This window comes from Shewanella sp. SR43-4, from assembly GCF_014163845.1.
Taxonomy (GTDB): domain Bacteria; phylum Pseudomonadota; class Gammaproteobacteria; order Enterobacterales; family Shewanellaceae; genus Shewanella; species Shewanella vesiculosa.
In genome coordinates this window covers 112077-133090 of sequence record NZ_JACJEB010000003.1, presented here as the reverse complement: position 1 = coordinate 133090, position 21014 = coordinate 112077, and the positions used below count along the sequence as shown (strand labels likewise).

Genomic DNA, 21014 nt, shown 5'->3' with positions numbered 1-21014 from the left:
CAGAACTTGGTAAAAAAATAGCGACTATTAAGCTTTTTTAAGTCATGTTTTGGTGAAAAAAGTCTGCAAATCAGTTAGTATCAGGCAATATTTTTGGTGTAATTTGATATCGAGACAAAATGACAAAATCACAGCGTAAAATACTGGTCACAAGTGCCCTACCTTATGCCAATGGCCCGATCCACCTAGGCCACATGCTTGAGTACATCCAAACGGATATCTGGTCACGTTTTCAAAAATTACGTGGTCATGAATGCCACTACATTTGCGCCGACGATGCTCACGGCACACCGATCATGCTCAAAGCGCAGCAAATGGGTATTACACCAGAAGAAATGATTGCTCAGGTTCAAAAGGAACATCAGCAAGATTTCGCCGACTTCAATATCCAGTTTGATAATTTCCACAGCACTCATAGCGAAGAAAATCGCGCCTTAGCCTGTGATATTTACCTAAAACTGCGTGATGGTGGTTACATCAAAACCAAAACCATTTCACAATTATATGACCCTGAAAAATTAATGTTCTTACCAGACCGTTTTGTTAAAGGCACCTGCCCAAAATGTAAGTCTGAAGATCAATACGGCGATAACTGTGATAATTGTGGCGCAACCTACAGCACTACGGATTTAATCAATCCTAAGTCAGCCGTATCTGGCGCAACACCGATAATGAAAGACACCGAACATTTCTTTTTTGACCTGCCTGCATTTGAAGGTATGTTAAAAGAGTGGATCCAATCAGGTTCCTTGCAACAAGAAATGGCCAACAAGCTTAATGAATGGTTTGATCAAGGCCTAAAGCAATGGGATATCTCCCGTGATGCACCTTACTTTGGATTTGAAATTCCTGACGCTCCAGGTAAGTTTTTCTATGTCTGGTTAGATGCACCTATTGGTTATATGGGGTCATTTAAAAACTTATGTAATAAGCGTGATGACTTAAACTTTGACGATTTTTGGGGCCTAGACTCAACGGCAGAGGTGTATCACTTCATCGGTAAAGACATTGTCTATTTCCACAGTTTATTCTGGCCTGCCATGCTTGAAGGCGCTGGTATTCGTAAACCGACTAGCGTGTATGCTCACGGCTATGTCACGGTTAATGGTTCAAAAATGTCGAAATCAAAAGGCACGTTTATCAAAGCGCGCACTTATCTAGACAATTTGGATCCTGAATACCTACGTTATTATTACGCCGCTAAATTAAACAGCCGTATTGATGATTTAGATTTAAACTTAGAAGATTTTGCCCAACGCGTTAACTCTGACTTGGTCGGAAAATTAGTTAACCTTGCCTCTCGTACCGCTGGTTTTATCAGTAAACGTTTTGACGGTAAATTAGCCAAGGTTACTGACAGCAGCCTAAGCGACATATTCTTAGCCAAAAGCGAGATTATTGCTGAATTATATGAAACCCGCGAATTTGGTAAAGCGATGCGTGAAATCATGGCGCTAGCAGATATTGCTAATGCTTATGTTGCTGACGCCGCACCTTGGCAATTAGTTAAGCATGAAGATAAACAACAAGAAGCACATCAGGTTTGCAGTAATGCATTAAATCTGTTCAGAATTTTGGTGACTTATCTTAAGCCTGTATTACCTAAGCTTGCCGAAAATGTTGAAGGATTTTTACAGTTAACCTTAACATGGGATAATTTGGCCCAAGATTTATCAGGCCATGAAATTGCACCATTTAAAGCCTTAATGCAACGTATCGAACCTAAGAGTATTGAAGCTATCATCGATGCCTCTAAAGAAAACTTGCAAGCCACTAATACGGACGCTCCTAACACCGATGCGCCGACACAAGCCGTTAATCAATTAGAGCAAGATCCTATCAGCCCAGAAATAAGCTTTGAAGATTTTGCAAAAATTGATTTACGAATTGCTCGTATCAGCAAAGCGGAACATATCGAGAAAGCCAATAAACTACTGCGTCTAGAATTAGATTTAGGCGGCGAAACTAAGCAAGTATTTGCGGGTATAAAATCGGCTTATGCGCCTGAAGACTTAGTGGGTAAACTCACCGTAATGGTGGCAAACCTTGCCCCACGCACGATGAAGTTTGGTGATTCAGAAGGTATGGTATTAGCGGCTGGCCCAGGTGGTAAAGATTTATTTATACTTGAACCTCATGAAGGTGCGCAGCCAGGTATGCGAGTTAAATAACACTTAACTTCATAAAAAAGACCGCTGCGGCGGTCTTTTTTTTAGTTTGCACGTTCATCAAATCAATAAGCAATTATTAATTATCAAAGCCATTGCAGCTAGTTAGCAGGTTCAGCGACAATAATAAAATCATCCATTAATCATTAACGCTAACATCACCGTCAGATTTTTGGGTTAGCTTAATAGCATGCTGAAGATCAACATCAGCATGATGAGCGGCATTATCTTCATCCATTGCTTGTTTCAATCGCTCTTCATACAACATAAACAGTTTAATAAAATCGTTACTGTAGCGCTCACCTGCTGATTCTTTCAACCAAAAATCATATAAACGTTTTGAGGCTTCTTTTTCAACACGCTTATAGGTTGCCTTTCGTCTTAAAACATATTCTTCACTGTTACCAAGTAACTGTAACGAGGACACGCTCAGTTCAAGTGCTGAATGATGGGTTTCTGATTCGACGATGTCAGCACCAGCATCTTTTAACAAATGACCATGGCCTCGATCGAAGGCTCTGGCGACAATTTTCAGTTTTGGGTAAGTTTGATGCAAATATTTGACTAATTCGACGCTGCTTTCGCGATTATCGATAGCCACCACAAAAAGCGATGCTTGTTCTATACCTGCTGTTTTTAATAAGTCAGGTCGAGTGGCGTCACCATAATAGGCTTTGGTATTAATACGCCTAATAGTGTCCACTTGCGATACCTGATAATCGAGCACGACAGTTTTAATATTATTTGATATTAAAAAACGATTGACCACTTGGCCAAAACGGCCAATACCCGCAATAATCACAGTGCCCTCATCATCGATATTATCTTGCTCACGTTGATTGGTTTTCACTTGAAAGCGCGGGTAAATGACTTTATCAAATAAAATGAATAGTCCAGGGGTTAAAAACATCGATAGTGCTACTACGATAGACAAGGTCTGAGCTAAGTCAGTTGGAATAACATGTTGTTGCACACTAAAATTTAGCAATACAAAGCCAAACTCACCCGCTTGAGCTAGACATAAGGTGAATAACCAACGATCGCTGCCTTTAATCCTGAAAATCAACGCTAGCACGTACAACACCATCGCTTTTATCAACATCACACTTAAGGTGATGGCAATGATTTCAGCAAAATCAGCAAACAACACCGAAAAATCTATCCCGGCACCCACGGTGATAAAAAACAAGCCTAACAACAAGCCTTTAAACGGACCTATATTTGCTTCAAGCTCATGCTTAAACTCACTGTTTGCCAGCACCACGCCCGCTAAAAAGGTACCTAATGCAGGCGAGATCCCCACCAAACTCATTAATGCGGCAATGCCTATCACTAACATAAGTGCTGCAGCTGTTGATATTTCACGCGCACCAGACTCAGCAACGATTTTAAATAAAGGTCGGCTTAAATAATGGCCGCCCAACACCACGACACTAATGGCTAACAACAATACAATCGCATACGCCCACCCAGGTAAAGATGCCACTAAGCTTAGCTGCTCGTGTTGTTCACTCATACTGCTTACAGCAGCTTGGGCTTGCTCAACTAATTCGGGTAAAGCCAATAACGGAATAAAGGCCAACATGGGAATAACGGCAATATCTTGAAACAACAATACCGAAAAGGCATTTTTACCTGCATGAGTCTTATTGAGACGTTTTTCAGATAACGTTTGTAATACAATTGCGGTAGAAGACAGAGAAAAAATTAACCCGATAGTTAATGCAATACTCAATTGATAGCCAGCATAAATGGCACAGGCCATAACCGCCACAACCGAACCCACAACTTGCAGACCACCCAGTCCGAGTAAACGATTTCGCATCGCCCACAACATTTTCGGTTCAAGTTCTAAACCGACCAAAAATAGCATCATCACAACACCAAATTCAGCAAAATGTTGGATAGTGTTGGTTTCACTGCCTACTAAACCAATAATAGGTCCAATAACAACCCCAGCAATGAGGTAGCCGAGTACCGAACCCAATCCCAATTTATTTGCTAAAGGGACGGCGATAACGGCAGCGGTTAAATAAATAAAGGCTTGTAAAAAATACTCGGTCATTTACCCAATCTCAATGAAAGCAATATCATCCGCACACGCTCTATCATCAATGATACCGGCCACATTCAATATCAATGACCCAGTAACCTTGCCAGAGCGTCGCTACAACCATTTGTTATCTACACGATAGCAAAGTCTTTAAAAAACATGCAGAACACAGTCAACACCGCTAAGCGCCAAGTTATTAATCCAGCTATACCGGATTTACAATATCAATAAAATGATGCTCAATATTGTATTTTTCCGCTAAATGATCACCTAAAGCTTGAATGCCAAATAACTCAGTCGCATGGTGACCAGCAGCAAAATAATGTAAACCTTGCTCGATTGCGGTGTGAAATGTGCGCTCTGATACTTCGCCGCTAATAAACGCATCAACGCCCATTTGTGCAGCATAATCAATATAGTCTTGCGCGCCGCCAGTACACCAAGCCAAGGTCGAAATCATTTTGGTTTCATCCCCGATGTGCAAAGGTTTACGGTTTAATACTGTATTAAGTAACTCGCTAAACTCTGCAACCGTCATTGGGTGTTCCAAATGACCATGCCATAATAAATCTTGAGCCACCTGCTCATAAACTCTTGGACTAATAATGCCTAACTGTTGGGCTAACTGAGCATTGTTACCAACACCATGATGAGCATCTAACGGTAAGTGATAACCAAATAAACTGATATCATTTTCTATTAAGGCCTTGATCCGTCGATATTTCATGCCGATGATCACTTCGGGCTCATTTTTCCAAAAAAAACCATGATGAACCAAAATAGCATCAGCGTTGACCTTTATCGCCGCATCAATTAATGCTTGGCATGCAGTGACACCGGTGACAATGGTGCGAATATCCGACTTGCCTTCGACCTGTAACCCATTTGGTGCGTAGTCTTTAAAGGCAGAGACATTTAAAAAACTATCAAGATAAGACGCTAATGCTTGGCGAGAAACAACTGATGTCTGATGATGTGTGGACATAAAACCCCTAGAAATTAACTAATCTTAAGCAACAAAAATATAAACTTATTCGTATAAACCATGCGGACTTAACCGATATTCACTCAGACGATAGCGATCCATACTGTACGCCATGGCGATATCATCAGTTTAACCGAATACTGTCGCTCTCGCGAAGAATATCCAAGCTAAAAATTAATTTAAAAAAACAAAAATAACCACCAAAAAAATTAGACTTGAGCCGCCAATAAGTACAGTCGATTGTCAAATTCAATCCAGATTAAATCGAAACCTAATGATGCAGAAAATATCACTCTACCCGCTGATAAAATCAACTTTCGGATGGAAAATCCGCCAATTTATAGCTCAATTGGACTTTTGATGCATTAACACTTTAAAATTAGTGACAACCTTAATTTAACATGACAACCAATAGGTTATTTACTATGACAACATTGACTAAAGAAGAGGTCATCAGCCAACTACAAACGGCACTAGAACGACAATCTGGTAACACAGTATCAATTGAGCAAGCAGGCAGTTGGTACAAAATTGACGGCCAGAAATCTGTGCGCTTTAGCGAACTTGAAACAATGCTTGCACAACTTACTGCCTCTACGACAAATAAACAGCCTGTGGCAGAGATGCACAAACCTATCGCTAAACCTGCAGCCATGCCAATCAACAATGCGGCAGCAAAAAAATCACCCAATCGCCAAGCTCAAATAACTTCAGGCGGTTTAACGCCTAAGCAGTTATGGCGTCAAAAGCTCGAGCACACTTCAGGTAAGCAAACATTACCTCGTGGGTTTTAATCACCTTTAGCAAAGTAGCCAATGTACTGTTGCAAATGGATTTTGCCCTTGTAATACACAAAAGGAGCCTAGGCTCCTTTTTGTTTTATTGCGTATGCTATTACATCGCCAAATCAATCCTGACATAACCGCTTAAATAAACCACTCTCACTTCATCACCGGCAGTAAAACGCATCCCCGGATCTGCATCTTGGATAACCATAACTTGGCTTCCATCTTCTTGTTTTATCATGAGTTCAACTAATTTAGTTTCAAGATAATACTGTTGGTTTCCATGCTGACTGCCTATACCGCCACCAATTAATGCCCCTAAAACGGTAGCAACATCTTGGCCTGAACCGCCACCGAACTGATGTCCTATAACTCCACCGACTAAGGCGCCACCAAAAGTTTTCCAGCCGCTATGGCTGTCTTCAACGAGCTGTTTTTCAGTGATGTTTTTGACCGATTCAATCTGACCATAGATGACTTTTTCCACGGGTACGGCTTGATTTCGCTCATAAGCAGCTTGGCTTTGACCACAAAACAAGCACATAGTCAGTAAAACTACAAAAATACTCTTCACATTGACAGTTATGATTTTAAACATGATCAATATCCGCTAAGTTAACGATAAGGTATGCCAAATAATATACTCATTTTGAACTCACTGTCTTATTTAAATCAATCCATCGACTTCCCGCCACCAGAGCTGGCGCTTATCGATCCCAATGGCTTATTAGCCATTGGGGGAGATTTACGTCCAGAGCGCTTAGCAGAAGCCTATTATCAAGGTATTTTCCCTTGGTTTAATGTCAGTGATCCCATTTTATGGTGGTCACCAGATCCTCGAGCGGTATTTGAACCTCGTCATCCATTTGGCAGCAAAAGCTTGATTAGGTTTCTTAAAAAATCCACCTGGCGATACACTATCAATCATGCATTTTTAGATGTCTTAGCCGGTTGTGCTCAGCCACGAAGTTCACAGGATGGCACGTGGATTTCTGCCGAAATCCAAATGGCTTATTATGAACTTCATCTGCAAGGTCTTGCGCATTCTGTTGAAGTCTGGGATGGCGACGATTTAGTGGGTGGGCTTTACGGTATTCCAGTGGGCAATGTTTTTTGCGGTGAATCGATGTTTCATCGGCAAACTAATGCATCAAAAGCTGCATTTGCTATACTGAATCAACACTTGGTGAAACATGATTTTCAACTAATTGACGCGCAAGTAATGAATCCACATTTATTAAGTCTTGGGGCTAAGGCGATACCAAGAAGTGAGTTTTTATCCATACTTCACTGCGGCCGAGATCAAACAAAGTCAGCATCCATATGGATCAAACAAGAGGTGTTTATTGAATTCTAAATCGGTTAGTGTCGGCATAAGCCAACCTTTTGATTGCAACTATATTGAAGGCAATAAAGAGCAATTATTGGTGATCCAAGAACCACAAATAGACCCATCGCTGTTTGAACAACTTCTTGCGATGGGGTTTCGTCGCAACGGTAACGCAATTTATAAACCACGCTGCCCGAGTTGCCAATCTTGCCAATCTATTCGACTGAATGTGAATGATTTTGTGTTGTCCAAACGCCAAAAAAGAACCTTAAAAAACAACCGAGACTTGCATTGGAAAATCAGTCATACATCACGGCCAGAGCACTATGACTTATACCAACGCTATATCAATGAACGCCATAGTGATGGCCCTATGTACCCGGCATCACAAGCTCAATATGATGATTTTTTACTATCAGATTGGTTACCGCCAATGTTTATTGAACTGTTTGATAAAGACCAATTAATTGGCGTGGCGGTGACCGATGAGATGGCGCAAAGTTTCTCGGCCATATACAGCTATTTCGACCCAGACTACGCAGAACGATCACTGGGTTCGTTGATGATTTTAATTCAATGCCAATTGGCTAAGTCATTAGGTAAACGATTTTTGTATTTGGGCTATCAAATTGATCAAAATAGAAAAATGAGTTACAAACGCCAATATCGTCCATATCAAATTTTAACGGCTCTTGGTTGGCAAGTTGGCGAAAATCTTACGCCTCTTTCTTGTTAACGGCCTTTACAGTTCGGCGTTTTTGGGGCATGATACGCCCGATTTTTTCATATTTGAAGGCTAATGGGATAACTAATTAATGGCGAAAGAAGACAACATTGAAATGCAGGGCACTATCCTTGAGACCTTGCCAAATACAATGTTCCGCGTAGAGCTTGAAAATGGACATGTGGTGATAGCCCACATCTCTGGCAAAATGCGCAAAAACTACATCCGTATTTTAACGGGTGACAAAGTCACTGTACAGTTGACACCTTATGACTTATCTAAAGGTCGTATCGTCTTCCGCGCACGTTAATCGCTAGCCTCAACAATGTAAAAACCGACTGCCTGTCGGTTTTTTTGTTGTTATACCAAACTGCATAAATACAGTGTATTCAACGTAACGCAACACGCATCAAACAAGACGAATGTTCAACGTAATGGGTAACCCTTTTATCAGACATTCAACCAAGCATCGCGATGGTTGTAATCCGTTTTGCAGAAGCACCTCATACGATCCACTGCTATGTTTATTGATTTAAAAGGGGACACCCATTTTGTTATCAATACCCATTGAATTGAACAGTAAGAAATGCTTTACCTTGATGACTGATTTATTGAAGCAACGGTAATAGGCGCAATTAACACGCATAAAAAAAGATGACCCATGGGTCATCTTTTTTAATAGCATATTGTGAATCAAATTGATTATTACGAGACTTTTTCCAACGACTCGCAATCGATGTTGATCTCACCATCTTTGACGTCAATATGCGCAATACCACCTCGTTCAAGCACACCGAACAAGATTTCATCGGCTAACGGACGTTTAATCAATTCTGTCACCACACGTGACATTGGGCGCGCACCCATTGATTTATCATAGCCCTTCTCAGCCAGCAAGGTTCGCGCTTCATCACTGACATCCAGGGTGACACGTTTATCATCTAGCTGTGCCTGCAATTCCACTAAGAACTTATCCACCACTTTGGCAATAACTGTCATGTCTAAATGGTTAAACCAGACGATTGAATCTAAACGGTTACGGAACTCAGGTGAAAACATCTTATTGATTTCAGCTAACGCATCTTGGGTGTGATCTTGCTGTCTAAAACCAATCGATTTACGAATAGTTTCTTGTACACCAGCATTGGTGGTCATCACTAAGGTGACATTTCTAAAATCAGCTTTGCGACCGTTGTTGTCGGTCAATGTCCCGTGATCCATGACTTGCAATAGTAAATTGAATACATCAGGGTGTGCCTTTTCAATCTCATCAAGCAACACCACACAATGCGGATTTTTAATCACAGCATCGGTGAGCATGCCACCTTGATCATAACCAACGTAGCCAGGAGGCGCACCGATTAAGCGTGACACGGTATGACGTTCCATGTACTCAGACATATCAAAGCGGATCAGCTTGAGGTTAAGACAATTGGCCAATTGATTGGTCACTTCTGTTTTACCTACCCCTGTTGGGCCTGCAAACATAAAGCTTCCTACTGGCTTTTTCTCAGAACCTAAACCACTGCGCGATAAGCGTATGGCAGCGCTGAGGCTCTCAATCGCTTTGTCTTGACCAAATACAACCATCTTAAGGTTACGTTCAAGGTTGCGCAGCATATCCTTGTCAGTCGACGATACCGACTTCTCAGGAATACGGGCTAACTTAGCAATGATGGCTTCAATTTCAGCTTGGCCAATGGTCTTTTTACGTTTGCTTTGCGGCATCATCACCATACGAGCACCGGCTTCATCAATCACATCAATCGCTTTGTCAGGTAAATGACGATCGTTGATGTGTTTCGCCGACAAAATAGCCGCACTGCTGATAGCAGCTTGGGTATAACGCACACCATGATATTCTTCGTACTTGGATTTAAGCCCCATCAATATTTTGGTGGTTTCGGCCACAGAAGGCTCATTGATATCAATTTTTTGGAAGCGACGAGCTAAAGCGCGGTCTTTCTCAAAAATACTTTGATACTCTTGGAATGTAGTAGATCCCATGCAGCGTAACTTACCACTAGACAATAATGGCTTGAGTAAGTTAGAGGCATCCATGACACCACCAGACGCGGCGCCAGCACCAATAATGGTATGGATTTCATCAATAAATAAAATCGCATGTTCATCGGCAGCCAATTCTTTCAACAAGCTTTTAAAACGCTTTTCAAAATCACCACGATATTTAGTGCCCGCTAATAACGAGCCTAAATCTAGCGAGTACACGGTGGCATTAGCCATCACATCTGGCACTTGTTTATTGACAATCCGATAAGCCAAACCTTCTGCAATAGCCGTCTTACCGACGCCAGCTTCACCCACAAGCAAGGGATTATTCTTACGGCGACGACACAGGGTTTGAATTGCACGCTCAATTTCAGCATCACGCCCAATAAGTGGATCGATAATACCGTCTTGCGCAAGTTGGTTTAAATTGGCGGCAAATTGCGCCAACATGCTACGATCTTCGGCAGTTTCAGATTGGTCTTCAACACGTTCTTCATCTGGTGATTCACCAGAATCATCTTCTTTAGCCATGCCATGAGAAATAAAATTCACTACATCTAGGCGAGTAATATCACAGCGGCGCAGCAAATAAACCGCTTGTGATTCTTGCTCACTAAAAATAGCCACCAGTACATTGGCACCGGAGACTTCGTTGCGACCAGATGATTGCACATGGAACACCGCACGCTGCAGAACACGTTGAAATCCCAAGGTGGGTTGAGTTTCACGTTCTTCAGTCGATTCAGCAATAATCGGCGTGGTTTGTTGAATGAAATTAGCCACTTCTTCACGTAAACGATTCACATCCGCACCACAAGCAATTAATGCTTCGTAGGCAGAGGGATTGTCGATCAGCGCTAATAATAAATGTTCTACCGTCATGTATTCATGACGTGAATCTCTAGCTTGCTGAAACGCTAGGTTCAAGGTGACTTCCAGGTCTTTGTTCAGCATAAGCACCTCTTAAATTTAACCACAGACTATGAGAAATCGATATTATGCTTTCTCTAACGTACACAGTAACGGATGTTGGTTTTCTCTTGCAAACTGATTTACTTGAAAAACTTTTGTTTCTGCTATTCCAAATGGAAATACACCACACAATCCTTTACCTTGATTATGAATAGCTAACATTATATCAACAGCTTGCTGTTCATTTTTCTCAAAGAATCGTTGTAATACTTCTACCACAAAATCCATTGGGGTGTAATCATCATTATTTAACACCACTTTATACATATTGGGCGGTTGTAGTTCAGATTCAACCTTTTCCGCAATATGTTCTACGTTGCCTAATTTAGCCATTGTTTAATACTAGCCTCTCGTTTGGTTCCCGACCACTTGATATTGTTAAATTAATTAAATGTTGCCTTTTTGTTAATTAGCTCTTGACTTCTTTTCGTACAAATTTCATTCTGTTTGCTAGGCGGCGAATACTAGACCGCTGGATAATAAGTTTTACTATCTTACTGGTAAGTAGACAACAGAAGGAAGTGGAAGTATGGCAAACGGAACTGTTAAATGGTTCAACAACGCCAAAGGATTCGGGTTTATTTGCCCTGATCAGGGTGGTGAAGATGTATTTGCGCACTATTCAACTATCGAAATGGAAGGTTATCGTACCTTAAAAGCAGGTCAACCTGTATGCTTCGAAGTTGAAGAAGGCCCTAAAGGAATGCATGCTTCAGCCATCTCGCCAACAATTTAATTGGTGAGACTATAAAACAAAAAGACAGGGATTTTAATCCCTGTCTTTTTTTATTATCTAAAAAACGTCAAATTTATCAATTTAACACCTTGATACCAAGATGGATTCATTAAACAAAAATCACGTTTAGTGAGCGGTTATGCCCTTAACCAATAACAAATTGGTTTAATGTTGCACTAGGACGCATGGCATGTTCGGCTTTAGTTGCATCTAAACGGTAATAACCACCTAAATCAACTGCAGGACCTTGTGAACCATTCAACTCAGCAAGGATAACCGTTTCATTTATAGCCAATGATTGGGCGAGTGGAGCAAAATGCGCTGCCAGCTCTGCATCCTCAGTTTGCTCTGTTAATGCTTGTGCCCAATACATCGCTAGGTAGAAGTGACTACCACGGTTATCGAGTTCGCCTACGCGACGAGAAGGTGATTTATTGGTGTCAAGGAACACGCCAATAGCCACATCTAAGGTATCTGCTAGCACTTGCGCTTTAGCATTGTTTGTTGTTTGGCTTAAGTGCTCTAAAGAAGCCGCTAGTGCCAAAAACTCACCTAATGAATCCCAACGTAAGTGACCTTCTTTTTCGACTTGTTGCACGTGCTTAGGCGCTGAACCACCGGCACCTGTTTCAAATAAGCCACCGCCACTCATCAATGGAACGATAGACAACATCTTTGCACTGGTACCCAGCTCAAGAATTGGGAATAAGTCTGTTAAGTAGTCACGTAATACGTTACCCGTTACAGAAATAGTATCTTCACCTTTAATAATGCGCTCTAAAGTAAAACGAGTCGCATCTTCTGGGGTCATGATTTGGATGTCTAAACCAGCGGTATCTTGCTCGGCAAGATATACAGTCACTTTCTTAATTAACTCAGCATCGTGAGCACGATTGCTGTCCAACCAGAATACTGCAGGTGTGTTGCTTAAACGCGAGCGCTTAACGGCTAGCTTAACCCAGTCGCGAATAGGCGCATCTTTCACTTGGCACATACGGTAAATATCGCCAGCTTCAACGTTATGACTCATTAATACATCGCCAGCTTGATTAATTACATTAACCGTACCTGCTGCTTTAATTTCAAACGTTTTATCATGACTACCGTACTCTTCTGCTTTTTGAGCCATTAAGCCCACGTTAGGCACGCTGCCCATAGTGGTCGGGTCAAATGCACCGTGCTTTTTACAGAACGAAATAGTTTCTTGATAAACACCGGCGTAACTACGATCTGGGATCATTGCTTTGGTGTCTTGCAACTGGCCATCTGGGCCCCACATTTTACCAGAAGAGCGAATCGCTGCTGGCATTGAAGCATCAATAATGATGTCGCTTGGTACGTGTAAGTTGGTGATACCTTTGTCTGAATCTACCATTGCAAGTGCTGGACGAGCAGCATAAACAGCAGCAATATCAGCTTCAATTTCGTTGCGCTTAGCTTCTGGTAAAGTACTAATTTTGGCATAGACATCACCAAAACCATTGTTTACATCTACGCCGAGCTCAGCAAATAATGCGCCATGCTTATCAAATACATCTTTAAAGAACACTTTCACTGCCAAACCGAATAATATTGGGTCAGACACTTTCATCATGGTGGCTTTAAGGTGTAAAGATAATAATATATCTTCAGATTTTGCCGCTTCAATTTCACGAGTATAAAATTCTACAAGGGCTTTTTTACTCATCACTGAAGAATCAATCACTTCGTCAGCCAATAGTGCTAAACCACTTTTCAGAACAACGTCTTTACCGTCTTGCTGAGTCAATACGATATTGACTTTATCTGCAGTTGCTAAGGTTACAGACTGTTCGCTACCGTAGAAGTCACCTTCGCTCATATGAGCAACATGAGACTTAGAATCACTGGCCCATTTACCCATTGAATGAGGGTTTTTCTTGGCGTAGTTTTTCACTGAGGTTGGTGCACGACGGTCAGAGTTACCTTCACGTAATACTGGGTTTACTGCACTGCCTTTAATTTTGTCGTAACGTGACTGCGCTTCAACTTCAGCGTCATTTTTAGGCTCATCAGTATAATTAGGAATGTCATAGCCTTTTGCTTGAAGTTCAGCAATACATGCTTTTAACTGAGGCACTGACGCACTGATGTTAGGTAACTTAATGATGTTGGCTTCTGGCTTGTTAGCCAATTCACCTAATTCTGTTAACGCATCGGCAATTTTTTGCTCTGCGGTTAATTTTTCAGGGAAGTTAGCAATAACACGACCCGACAAAGAAATATCACGCGTTTCAACTTTCACACCTGCTGCGTCAGTAAAAGTACGGATAATAGGCAATAAAGATAGCGTAGCAAGTGCCGGCGCTTCATCAGTTTCTGTGTATATGATCGTTGGAGTGTTATCTTTCATTTTATTTCCTACATTATTGTAAATTAATAATTTATTAGAATAAATTGCGTAAGCATTTGACGGGCTTTGATGGATAACACTCGCATAAGTAAGCCAAGATCAGCGATCTAGGTCCACTTGTTATCAGCCAAGTATGTGAAATCCCCTATCCCATTTTTTATTATATTTTGTTCTCAAACCTCTGAGATTTGACGGTTAAATTCGCCAGCTCAGAATGATAAATTAGGCACAGATCACAATTTTTAGGCGGACATCATAGATCATTCTTAATAATTTTCAAATTCCACTAAGGGCGAATACGCAGTAAACTAACATAAATTGATTTATATTCGCTTACTTATCACTCACTCGTATTAGCAAAGGATGTTAACCATACCTTTATGGCAAAAATCGGTAAATTGAGTCCATTCAAAAAAACATCTCCCTACAAAGCAGACATGTCGACAAAAGCTGGCAATCGCAGCAGGGTGAAATCGCGTCCGCCGCAAAAACCTCGACCTGAAAATCCACTCATTGTGTTATTTAATAAACCTTTTGATGTGTTGTGCCAATTTACCGATGAAGCAGGCCGGCAAACATTAAAAGACTTTATTCCAGTTGCAGATGTTTATGCTGCCGGGCGTTTAGACCGCGACAGTGAAGGTTTACTGTTACTCACCAACGACGGGCAATTGCAGGCAAAGTTGACTCATCCAGCTAAAAAAACCTTCAAAACCTATTGGGTCCAAGTTGAAGGTGAGCCGTCAATTGACACCATTAACGCACTTTGTAATGGCGTAGAATTAAAAGATGGTATGACCTTACCTGCAAAAGTCAGTCTAATGGACTCACCCGCGGTTTGGCCCAGAAACCCACCAGTGCGTGAGCGCAAAGCCATTCCAACAAGCTGGCTAGAAGTACAAATTTGTGAAGGTCGAAATCGCCAAGTTAGGCGCATGACGGCACATGTCGGCCATCCAACCTTAAGACTAATCCGTTATAAAATAGGCCAATGGTGTCTAGATGATTTACCAAATGGTGAATATAAACTGATCAACACAGCAAAGTAATCGCTGGCAGACACTGTATACAAGAGGACAAGATGACTGAACGTTATAAACCTAATACCACTGTCGCTTGCGTGATCCACTGCCAAGGTAAATTTTTATTGGTTGAAGAACGCATTAACGGTGCCATTAAATTTAATCAACCGGCTGGGCATTTAGAGGCAAATGAATCGATAATTGAAGCATGTGCTCGTGAAATAGTCGAGGAAACCGGACTCGCGTTATCACCTCAAGCCATTGTCGGCATCTACCAATTTAGCGCCTCGGACGAGTTAGCCTTTGTGCGCTATACATTTTGTATCGAACTGTCTGAGCAACGCCAAGCGCTTCCTCTGGACAGTGCCATTATAACCACGCACTGGCTAAGCCTAGCTGAAATCATTGCCCTTGGCAGCCAGCTTCGTAGCCCGCTAGTGGTAAAAAGTATTGCAGACTTTGTGCAGCAAGCCGATAAAAACCACCCATCACAGCACACCCCTCTGTCACTGCTGAATGTCGATTACTTTTAATGACTGGTGTCAGGCAATTTGCCTGCACCTCAAGATAGCCCATTAAGCGAATGCGTGATAGAATATGCGCCGCACAAATGTCATGTTTACTCAGCATTATCGGAATCAATCGGTTCAATACGTGCAAGCAACAATATCCAACATCTCGACCAACAAAAATCGAGTGCAATTGCCTTGAAACATTGGCATTGCGGCACCATATACACACTATCTATCTTCAAGGTTTTTAGGATTTATGACATCAATCAACCCAGCATCAAACGGTAAAAAAGTCATTGTCGGTATGTCCGGCGGCGTAGACTCTTCAGTATCAGCTTACTTGTTAATGCAGCAAGGCTACGAGGTTGAAGGTCTGTTTATGAAAAACTGGGAAGAAGACGACACTGATGAATATTGCGCAGCGGCCGATGATTTAAAAGATGCACAATCGGTATGTGATAAGCTCGGGATTAAAATGCATACCGTTAATTTTGCTGCAGAATACTGGGACAATGTATTTGAATACTTTTTAGCAGAATACAAAGCGGGCCGCACACCGAACCCTGACATTATGTGCAATAAAGAAATCAAATTTAAAGCCTTTCTTGAATTTGCCGACGACATTTTAGACGCCGATTACATCGCCATGGGCCATTATGTCCGCCGTCGAGATAACAGTGATGGCAGCGTTGAAATGCTCCGCGGTGTTGATGGTAATAAAGATCAGAGCTATTTTTTATACACCTTAAGTCATGAACAAGTCAGTCGCAGCTTATTCCCGGTTGGTGAACTTGAAAAGCATCAAGTTCGCGAAATAGCCCAAAAACTGGGATTAATTACTCACGACAAAAAAGACAGCACTGGCATATGCTTTATCGGTGAACGCAAATTTACCGACTTTTTAGCCACCTATTTACCTGCACAGCCTGGTGATATTGAAACCTCTGAAGGCGAAGTCATTGGAACTCACCAAGGTTTGATGTACCACACGCTTGGACAACGCAAAGGTCTTGGTATTGGTGGACTTAAAAACAGTAATGAAGACCCATGGTATGTGGTTGAAAAAGATTTAGTCCGTAATGTGTTGATTGTAGCGCAAGGGAGTAATCACCCTCGCCTTATGTCCAACGGTATGACAGTTAATCAACTGCATTGGGTCGATCGAAAAGGTCCCGCCAATCATTGCCATATCACGGTTAAAACTCGTTATCGTCAACGTGATGTCGGCTGCACACTCTCTTATGATGACGCCGAAAACATTACCGTGATGTTTGATGAACCCGTTGCCGCAGTGACCCCAGGGCAATCAGCAGTATTTTATGATTGTGACATCTGTTTAGGTGGCGGCATAATCGATACCTTAATCCGAGGATAATCCGTGAGCCAAACTCCAGACAACATCTTGTTTGAACGCACTATGGCTTTTGCCGGTATTTTACAAGCTATCGGTCAAGTGCAGTATTTAGCCCGCCACGGTGAAAGTGACAAAGACGCCTTAGCGGCAACTCTTAACACTATTTTAGTCACCGAACCAGAATCCACGGCAGATGTGTATCAGGATAAAACCATTTTAGATAATGGTTACCAATTGATCCAAAATCAGCTTGGGGATGGCAGCAACAAAGATGTCGAAACCACTCGTTACCTTGTTGGCGTGTTAACCCTGGAACGAAAGCTTGCACGCTCACCAAATGGTTTGGGCATGCTTGCTGAACGCATCAATCAAGTGCATCGCCAATTAGCACACTTTGCCATTACCGATGAACAAGTCCTGGCCAATTTTGCCAGTATTTATAGTGATGTCATCAGCGAATTAGGGCCTAAATTACAAATATCGGGTAATCCCGATTGCCTAAAGCAACCTCAGGTGCAACATAAAATTCGTGCTTTGCTGCTTGCAGCAATGCGCAGTGCAGTATTATGGCGTCAATTAGGTGGCAAACGCCGCCATCTGGTGTTTGCTCGCAAGGCAATATTTGACACAGCAAAACAAAGCCAAAATAACAATTAATCGAATCACCCTACAACCAAGTTCATCAAGGAGCTTCAAATGGATCTTTCCGCACTAACTGCTATCTCTCCGATAGACGGTCGTTATGGTAGCAAAACCGCCTCATTACGAGGGATTTTCAGCGAGTTCGGTCTTACTAAGTACCGTGTTCAAGTTGAAATCAATTGGTTAAAGCTATTATCTAGCTGCCCAGAGATTGAAGAAGTTCCCCCTTTTAGCGAAACCGCCCTCGCCTTGTTAGACAGCATCAAAGACAATTTTAGCGAACAAGACGCCCTGCGTATTAAGGCGATTGAAAGCACCACTAATCACGATGTAAAAGCGGTTGAGTATTTCATTAAAGAGCAAATTGCCGACAACGCCGAGCTAGTTGCTATCGATGAATTTGTGCACTTTGCCTGTACTTCTGAAGACATCAACAACTTATCTCATGGCTTAATGTTAAAAGAAGCGCGCGAGCAAGTGTTAGTACCACAGTGTCAGCAAATTATTGATGCTATCAAAAAATTAGCACATGACAATAAAAGCGTACCGCTAATGTCGCGAACCCACGGCCAGCCAGCATCGCCATCAACACTTGGTAAAGAAATGGCTAACGTTGCTGTGCGTTTAGACCGCCAATTAAACCAAATCAACGCAGTTGAAATCATGGGTAAAATTAACGGTGCTGTGGGTAACTATAATGCCCACATTTCAGCCTACCCTGAAGTTAACTGGCATGAGCTGTCGCAACGTTTTGTCACCAGTCTTGGTATTAATTGGAACGCGTATACCACCCAAATTGAGCCGCATGATTACATTGCTGAATTGTTCGATGCCATTGCTCGTTTCAACACCATCCTAATCGATTTTGATCGTGATATTTGGGGTTATGTTGCACTAGGCCACTTTAAGCAGCGCACTATCGCTGGCGAAATTGGTTCATCAACCATGCCGCACAAAGTCAATCCAATTGATTTTGAAAACTCCGAAGGTAACTTAGGTATCGCTAACGCGCTAATGCAACACTTAGCTGCTAAATTACCGGTATCAAGATGGCAACGTGACCTAACTGACTCAACCGTATTACGTAACTTAGGCGTAGGTATGGCTCACTCGTTAATAGCTTATCAAGCGACCTTAAAAGGCATTAGCAAGTTAGAAGTCAATGAAGCACAACTTTTAGCGGAATTAGACAAAAACTGGGAAGTTCTGGCAGAACCAGTACAAACCGTTATGCGTCGTTACGGCATTGAAAAACCGTATGAGAAACTAAAAGAACTGACACGTGGTAAGCGTATTGATGCGGCACAACTTGCAGTATTTATTGATGGTCTTGAATTACCAGAACACGTAAAAGTTGAATTGAAAAAAATGACTCCAGCAAACTATATTGGCCGCGCAGAAGCCTTTGTTGATGAGCTAAAATAGTCTTACACGCTTTATGCATAACATGAGCGGTCGCATATGTGGCCGCTTTTTTATTGTATGAAATACCTGTTATTATTCTGCTGAAAATACGTTATTGTTCATTAAGACTCACTAATCTCAACTCGGATTAAGAGATGGGCTAAGTAAGCTAAATCAGAATATTGCACCTATTTATTATCCCGATCTGAGATTAACCATGTACACATTAAATATTGATACCCAAGCCTTTATTAAACAGCATTGGCAACAAAAACCACTTGTGATCAAACAGGCTTTTGTCGACTTTGACGACCCTATCGCAGCAGATGAACTTGCTGGACTTGCCTGTGAAGAAGAAATATCGTCACGTGTTGTGGTGACCAAAGGTGACGACTGGGACGTTGTTCAAGGTCCATTTGAAGACTACGACCAATTTGGTGAAGACAACTGGCAATTATTAGTCCAAGCCGTCAATCATTGGTACCCAGATTCGCAAGCTTTAGTCGAAGCGTTCCGATTTTTACCAGACTGGCGCTTTGACGACTTAATGGCATCATTTGCCACACCTGGTGGTGGTGTTGGCCCGCATATCGACAATTACGATGTGTTTATCATTCAAGGTGATGGGGAACGTCGTTGGAAAGTGGGCGATAAAGGGCAACATAAACGCCGCGGCGATAATCCAAACTCGCCTTTGGTTGACGATTTTGAGCCGATTATTGATGTGATTTTACAAAAAGGTGATGTACTTTATATTCCATCAGGATACCCACATTGCGGCGAAACATTATCACTGGCTATGTCATATTCCATTGGATTTAGAGCCCCAAGTCAGCAAGAGCTATTAACTGAATTAGCTGACGCGTTAATTGACAGCAACCAGGGGCAGAAGCGTTTCACGTCATCTGACGAGCCAGCAGAACCCGGCCTAATCAGCCAAACTCATCAACAAGGCATTATGGATTTATTGACGCAGTTGGCACAAGATCCTGCCAGCTACCAGACTATGTTAGGTAAATTACTCAGTCAAAATCGTTTTGAACTGGATATTTGTGAAGGCGAAGAGCCATTAACGGCTGATGATTTATTAGAAGCCATTGAACAAGGTGCGGTTATTCAACGTATCGGTGGTCTAAAAGTCTTGCGCTTAGAAAATGATAACCTACCTCGTTTGTTTATTAACGGTGAAGCGTACACCTTTGCTGATGCGCCGAATGACATGCTACAACTTTTGGCCAATCAAGTGAGCATTACCCCTAATGAGGCTCATTTATTCACTGACAATGTGGCAGCGCTAGATGTCATCACGGGATTACTCAATCAAGGATTATTCTACTTAGCAGAAGACGATTGCGAATAAGCGTCTGATCAATAGCGTATAAGCGACTAAGCTGAGTGATGGTTATTAACCTCGCTTAGCTAAAATAATAAAAAAGGCACTAACTGTGCCTTTTTTGTGTCTGTTACTTTAGTTTGGTGACTCAGGCTGTTACGCCCACAATTTTTCATCTTGATGCATTTTATATAGACTTTCTGCACGCGACACCAATAACTGCGCAAATTTCAGTTGGGTAGCATCTTTGGTGACACCTGACTTATGCAAGTTTTCCGCTTTAAGTTGCCACATCATCGAAAAATGTCTAATCGCGTCACGCGCCGTTGCGGCCACTTTCACATCAACATAGTCCGACGGTAAATCGCCTGACATCACCCAAAAGGTTTGTTTTTTAGGCTGTTTCGATTCCATCTTCCAAATAGCTAAATAAGGTGCAAGATAACGACTTTCGTCAGCAAGGACTTTGCTTGGGATCACCCCTTTTTCAGCCAAAAAACGATTCGCCTTTTGGAATTGAGTTCGCACCCATTCTTGTCTTAATGCTTCTGGCTCTGGTGTTGGCTGTGCAACCTGTTCTGCAACTTCTTCAGTCATAATACTTCCTATCTTA

Annotated in this window: 19 protein-coding genes; 12 read left to right on the top strand and 7 right to left on the bottom strand. The window is 41.9% G+C overall.

The annotated features are described in order from the left end of the window. Window positions 1-119: 119 nt before the first annotated feature. Entirely contained in the window at window positions 120-2171 is a 2052-nt protein-coding gene (gene metG / locus H5123_RS04425) for a methionine--tRNA ligase (protein WP_182697149.1), read from the top strand. Between the two features lie 136 nt (window positions 2172-2307). Here metG and H5123_RS04420 read toward each other — a convergent pair whose 3' ends face one another. Beyond that, on the bottom strand, window positions 2308-4233 hold the full coding sequence (locus H5123_RS04420) for a monovalent cation:proton antiporter-2 (CPA2) family protein (protein WP_182697148.1): 1926 nt from the start codon (window positions 4231-4233) through the stop codon (window positions 2308-2310). A gap of 193 nt (window positions 4234-4426) precedes the next feature. Further along, window positions 4427-5206 carry a Nif3-like dinuclear metal center hexameric protein gene (locus H5123_RS04415; protein WP_182697147.1) on the bottom strand — a complete coding sequence of 260 codons (780 nt, stop codon included), beginning with the start codon at window positions 5204-5206 and terminating at the stop codon, window positions 4427-4429. Window positions 5207-5631: 425 nt separating this feature from the next. Between H5123_RS04415 and H5123_RS04410 the strand changes: the two genes are divergently transcribed. Beyond that, window positions 5632-6000 carry a hypothetical protein gene (locus H5123_RS04410; protein ID WP_182697146.1) on the top strand — a complete coding sequence of 123 codons (369 nt, stop codon included), beginning with the start codon at window positions 5632-5634 and terminating at the stop codon, window positions 5998-6000. A 100-nt stretch (window positions 6001-6100) separates the two neighbouring features. Here H5123_RS04410 and H5123_RS04405 read toward each other — a convergent pair whose 3' ends face one another. After that, window positions 6101-6535, bottom strand: a complete 435-nt coding sequence (locus H5123_RS04405) for a glycine zipper 2TM domain-containing protein (RefSeq protein WP_182697252.1) — start codon at window positions 6533-6535, stop codon at window positions 6101-6103. 105 nt (window positions 6536-6640) lie between these two features. Between H5123_RS04405 and aat the strand changes: the two genes are divergently transcribed. The 3 genes from aat to infA all read left to right on the top strand — a co-directional run bounded on the left by aat (window position 6641) and on the right by infA (window position 8355). After that, entirely contained in the window at window positions 6641-7348 is a 708-nt protein-coding gene (gene aat / locus H5123_RS04400; protein WP_182697251.1) for a leucyl/phenylalanyl-tRNA--protein transferase, read from the top strand. Further along, a complete protein-coding gene (locus H5123_RS04395; protein WP_124015873.1) occupies window positions 7338-8057 on the top strand; it encodes an arginyltransferase in 720 nt (239 codons plus the stop codon). The genes aat and H5123_RS04395 overlap by 11 nt, the downstream gene beginning before the upstream one ends. 79 nt (window positions 8058-8136) lie before the next feature. Continuing rightward, window positions 8137-8355: a translation initiation factor IF-1 gene (gene infA, locus H5123_RS04390; RefSeq protein WP_011496276.1), complete on the top strand. Its 219-nt coding sequence runs from the start codon at window positions 8137-8139 to the stop codon at window positions 8353-8355. A 395-nt stretch (window positions 8356-8750) separates the two neighbouring features. On the opposite strand, the gene clpA is transcribed toward infA, so the two are convergent. Both clpA and clpS read right to left on the bottom strand, forming a co-directional pair. Then, on the bottom strand, window positions 8751-11009 hold the full coding sequence (gene clpA / locus H5123_RS04385; protein ID WP_182697145.1) for an ATP-dependent Clp protease ATP-binding subunit ClpA: 2259 nt from the start codon (window positions 11007-11009) through the stop codon (window positions 8751-8753). A 42-nt stretch (window positions 11010-11051) separates the two neighbouring features. After that, the gene (gene clpS / locus H5123_RS04380) at window positions 11052-11360 is read right to left on the bottom strand and encodes an ATP-dependent Clp protease adapter ClpS (RefSeq protein WP_124015871.1); all 309 of its coding nucleotides are present in this window, start codon (window positions 11358-11360) and stop codon (window positions 11052-11054) included. A 196-nt stretch (window positions 11361-11556) separates the two neighbouring features. Here clpS and cspD point away from each other — a divergent pair, with 196 nt between their 5' ends. After that, on the top strand, window positions 11557-11763 hold the full coding sequence (gene cspD / locus H5123_RS04375; protein ID WP_011637711.1) for a cold shock domain-containing protein CspD: 207 nt from the start codon (window positions 11557-11559) through the stop codon (window positions 11761-11763). Between the two features lie 145 nt (window positions 11764-11908). Here the strand turns inward: cspD and H5123_RS04370 are convergent, their stop codons facing one another. Beyond that, window positions 11909-14134 (bottom strand): NADP-dependent isocitrate dehydrogenase, encoded by a 2226-nt coding sequence (locus H5123_RS04370; RefSeq protein WP_182697144.1) that lies wholly within the window; start codon window positions 14132-14134, stop codon window positions 11909-11911. A 437-nt stretch (window positions 14135-14571) separates the two neighbouring features. Here H5123_RS04370 and H5123_RS04365 point away from each other — a divergent pair, with 437 nt between their 5' ends. The 6 genes from H5123_RS04365 (at window position 14572) to H5123_RS04340 (ending at window position 20428) form a co-directional block, all read left to right on the top strand. After that, window positions 14572-15183, top strand: coding sequence for a pseudouridine synthase (locus H5123_RS04365; protein ID WP_259395263.1), 612 nt, complete (start codon window positions 14572-14574; stop codon window positions 15181-15183). Between the two features lie 32 nt (window positions 15184-15215). Continuing rightward, window positions 15216-15689, top strand: coding sequence for an NUDIX hydrolase (locus H5123_RS04360; RefSeq protein WP_182697142.1), 474 nt, complete (start codon window positions 15216-15218; stop codon window positions 15687-15689). A gap of 235 nt (window positions 15690-15924) precedes the next feature. Then, window positions 15925-17043: a tRNA 2-thiouridine(34) synthase MnmA gene (gene mnmA, locus H5123_RS04355; protein WP_182697141.1), complete on the top strand. Its 1119-nt coding sequence runs from the start codon at window positions 15925-15927 to the stop codon at window positions 17041-17043. A 3-nt stretch (window positions 17044-17046) separates the two neighbouring features. Next, window positions 17047-17679 (top strand): high frequency lysogenization protein HflD, encoded by a 633-nt coding sequence (hflD, locus tag H5123_RS04350; protein WP_273057104.1) that lies wholly within the window; start codon window positions 17047-17049, stop codon window positions 17677-17679. Between the two features lie 39 nt (window positions 17680-17718). Next, entirely contained in the window at window positions 17719-19089 is a 1371-nt protein-coding gene (gene purB / locus H5123_RS04345) for an adenylosuccinate lyase (RefSeq protein ID WP_124015866.1), read from the top strand. A 196-nt stretch (window positions 19090-19285) separates the two neighbouring features. Beyond that, on the top strand, window positions 19286-20428 hold the full coding sequence (locus H5123_RS04340; RefSeq protein WP_182697140.1) for a cupin domain-containing protein: 1143 nt from the start codon (window positions 19286-19288) through the stop codon (window positions 20426-20428). Window positions 20429-20557: 129 nt separating this feature from the next. Here the strand turns inward: H5123_RS04340 and H5123_RS04335 are convergent, their stop codons facing one another. After that, entirely contained in the window at window positions 20558-20998 is a 441-nt protein-coding gene (locus H5123_RS04335; protein ID WP_124015864.1) for a DUF4826 family protein, read from the bottom strand. Window positions 20999-21014: the final 16 nt, after the last annotated feature.

Coding starts and splice junctions, on each gene's coding strand:
- metG (WP_182697149.1), top strand. CDS start 120: ATGACAAAATCACAGCGTAAAATACTGGTCACAAGTGCCCTACCTTAT.
- H5123_RS04420 (WP_182697148.1), bottom strand. CDS start 4,233: ATGACCGAGTATTTTTTACAAGCCTTTATTTATTTAACCGCTGCCGTT.
- H5123_RS04415 (WP_182697147.1), bottom strand. CDS start 5,206: ATGTCCACACATCATCAGACATCAGTTGTTTCTCGCCAAGCATTAGCG.
- H5123_RS04410 (WP_182697146.1), top strand. CDS start 5,632: ATGACAACATTGACTAAAGAAGAGGTCATCAGCCAACTACAAACGGCA.
- H5123_RS04405 (WP_182697252.1), bottom strand. CDS start 6,535: ATGTGCTTGTTTTGTGGTCAAAGCCAAGCTGCTTATGAGCGAAATCAA.
- infA (WP_011496276.1), top strand. CDS start 8,137: ATGGCGAAAGAAGACAACATTGAAATGCAGGGCACTATCCTTGAGACC.
- clpA (WP_182697145.1), bottom strand. CDS start 11,009: ATGCTGAACAAAGACCTGGAAGTCACCTTGAACCTAGCGTTTCAGCAA.
- clpS (WP_124015871.1), bottom strand. CDS start 11,360: ATGGCTAAATTAGGCAACGTAGAACATATTGCGGAAAAGGTTGAATCT.
- cspD (WP_011637711.1), top strand. CDS start 11,557: ATGGCAAACGGAACTGTTAAATGGTTCAACAACGCCAAAGGATTCGGG.
- H5123_RS04370 (WP_182697144.1), bottom strand. CDS start 14,134: ATGAAAGATAACACTCCAACGATCATATACACAGAAACTGATGAAGCG.
- H5123_RS04365 (WP_259395263.1), top strand. CDS start 14,572: ATGTCGACAAAAGCTGGCAATCGCAGCAGGGTGAAATCGCGTCCGCCG.
- H5123_RS04360 (WP_182697142.1), top strand. CDS start 15,216: ATGACTGAACGTTATAAACCTAATACCACTGTCGCTTGCGTGATCCAC.
- mnmA (WP_182697141.1), top strand. CDS start 15,925: ATGACATCAATCAACCCAGCATCAAACGGTAAAAAAGTCATTGTCGGT.
- purB (WP_124015866.1), top strand. CDS start 17,719: ATGGATCTTTCCGCACTAACTGCTATCTCTCCGATAGACGGTCGTTAT.
- H5123_RS04340 (WP_182697140.1), top strand. CDS start 19,286: ATGTACACATTAAATATTGATACCCAAGCCTTTATTAAACAGCATTGG.
- H5123_RS04335 (WP_124015864.1), bottom strand. CDS start 20,998: ATGACTGAAGAAGTTGCAGAACAGGTTGCACAGCCAACACCAGAGCCA.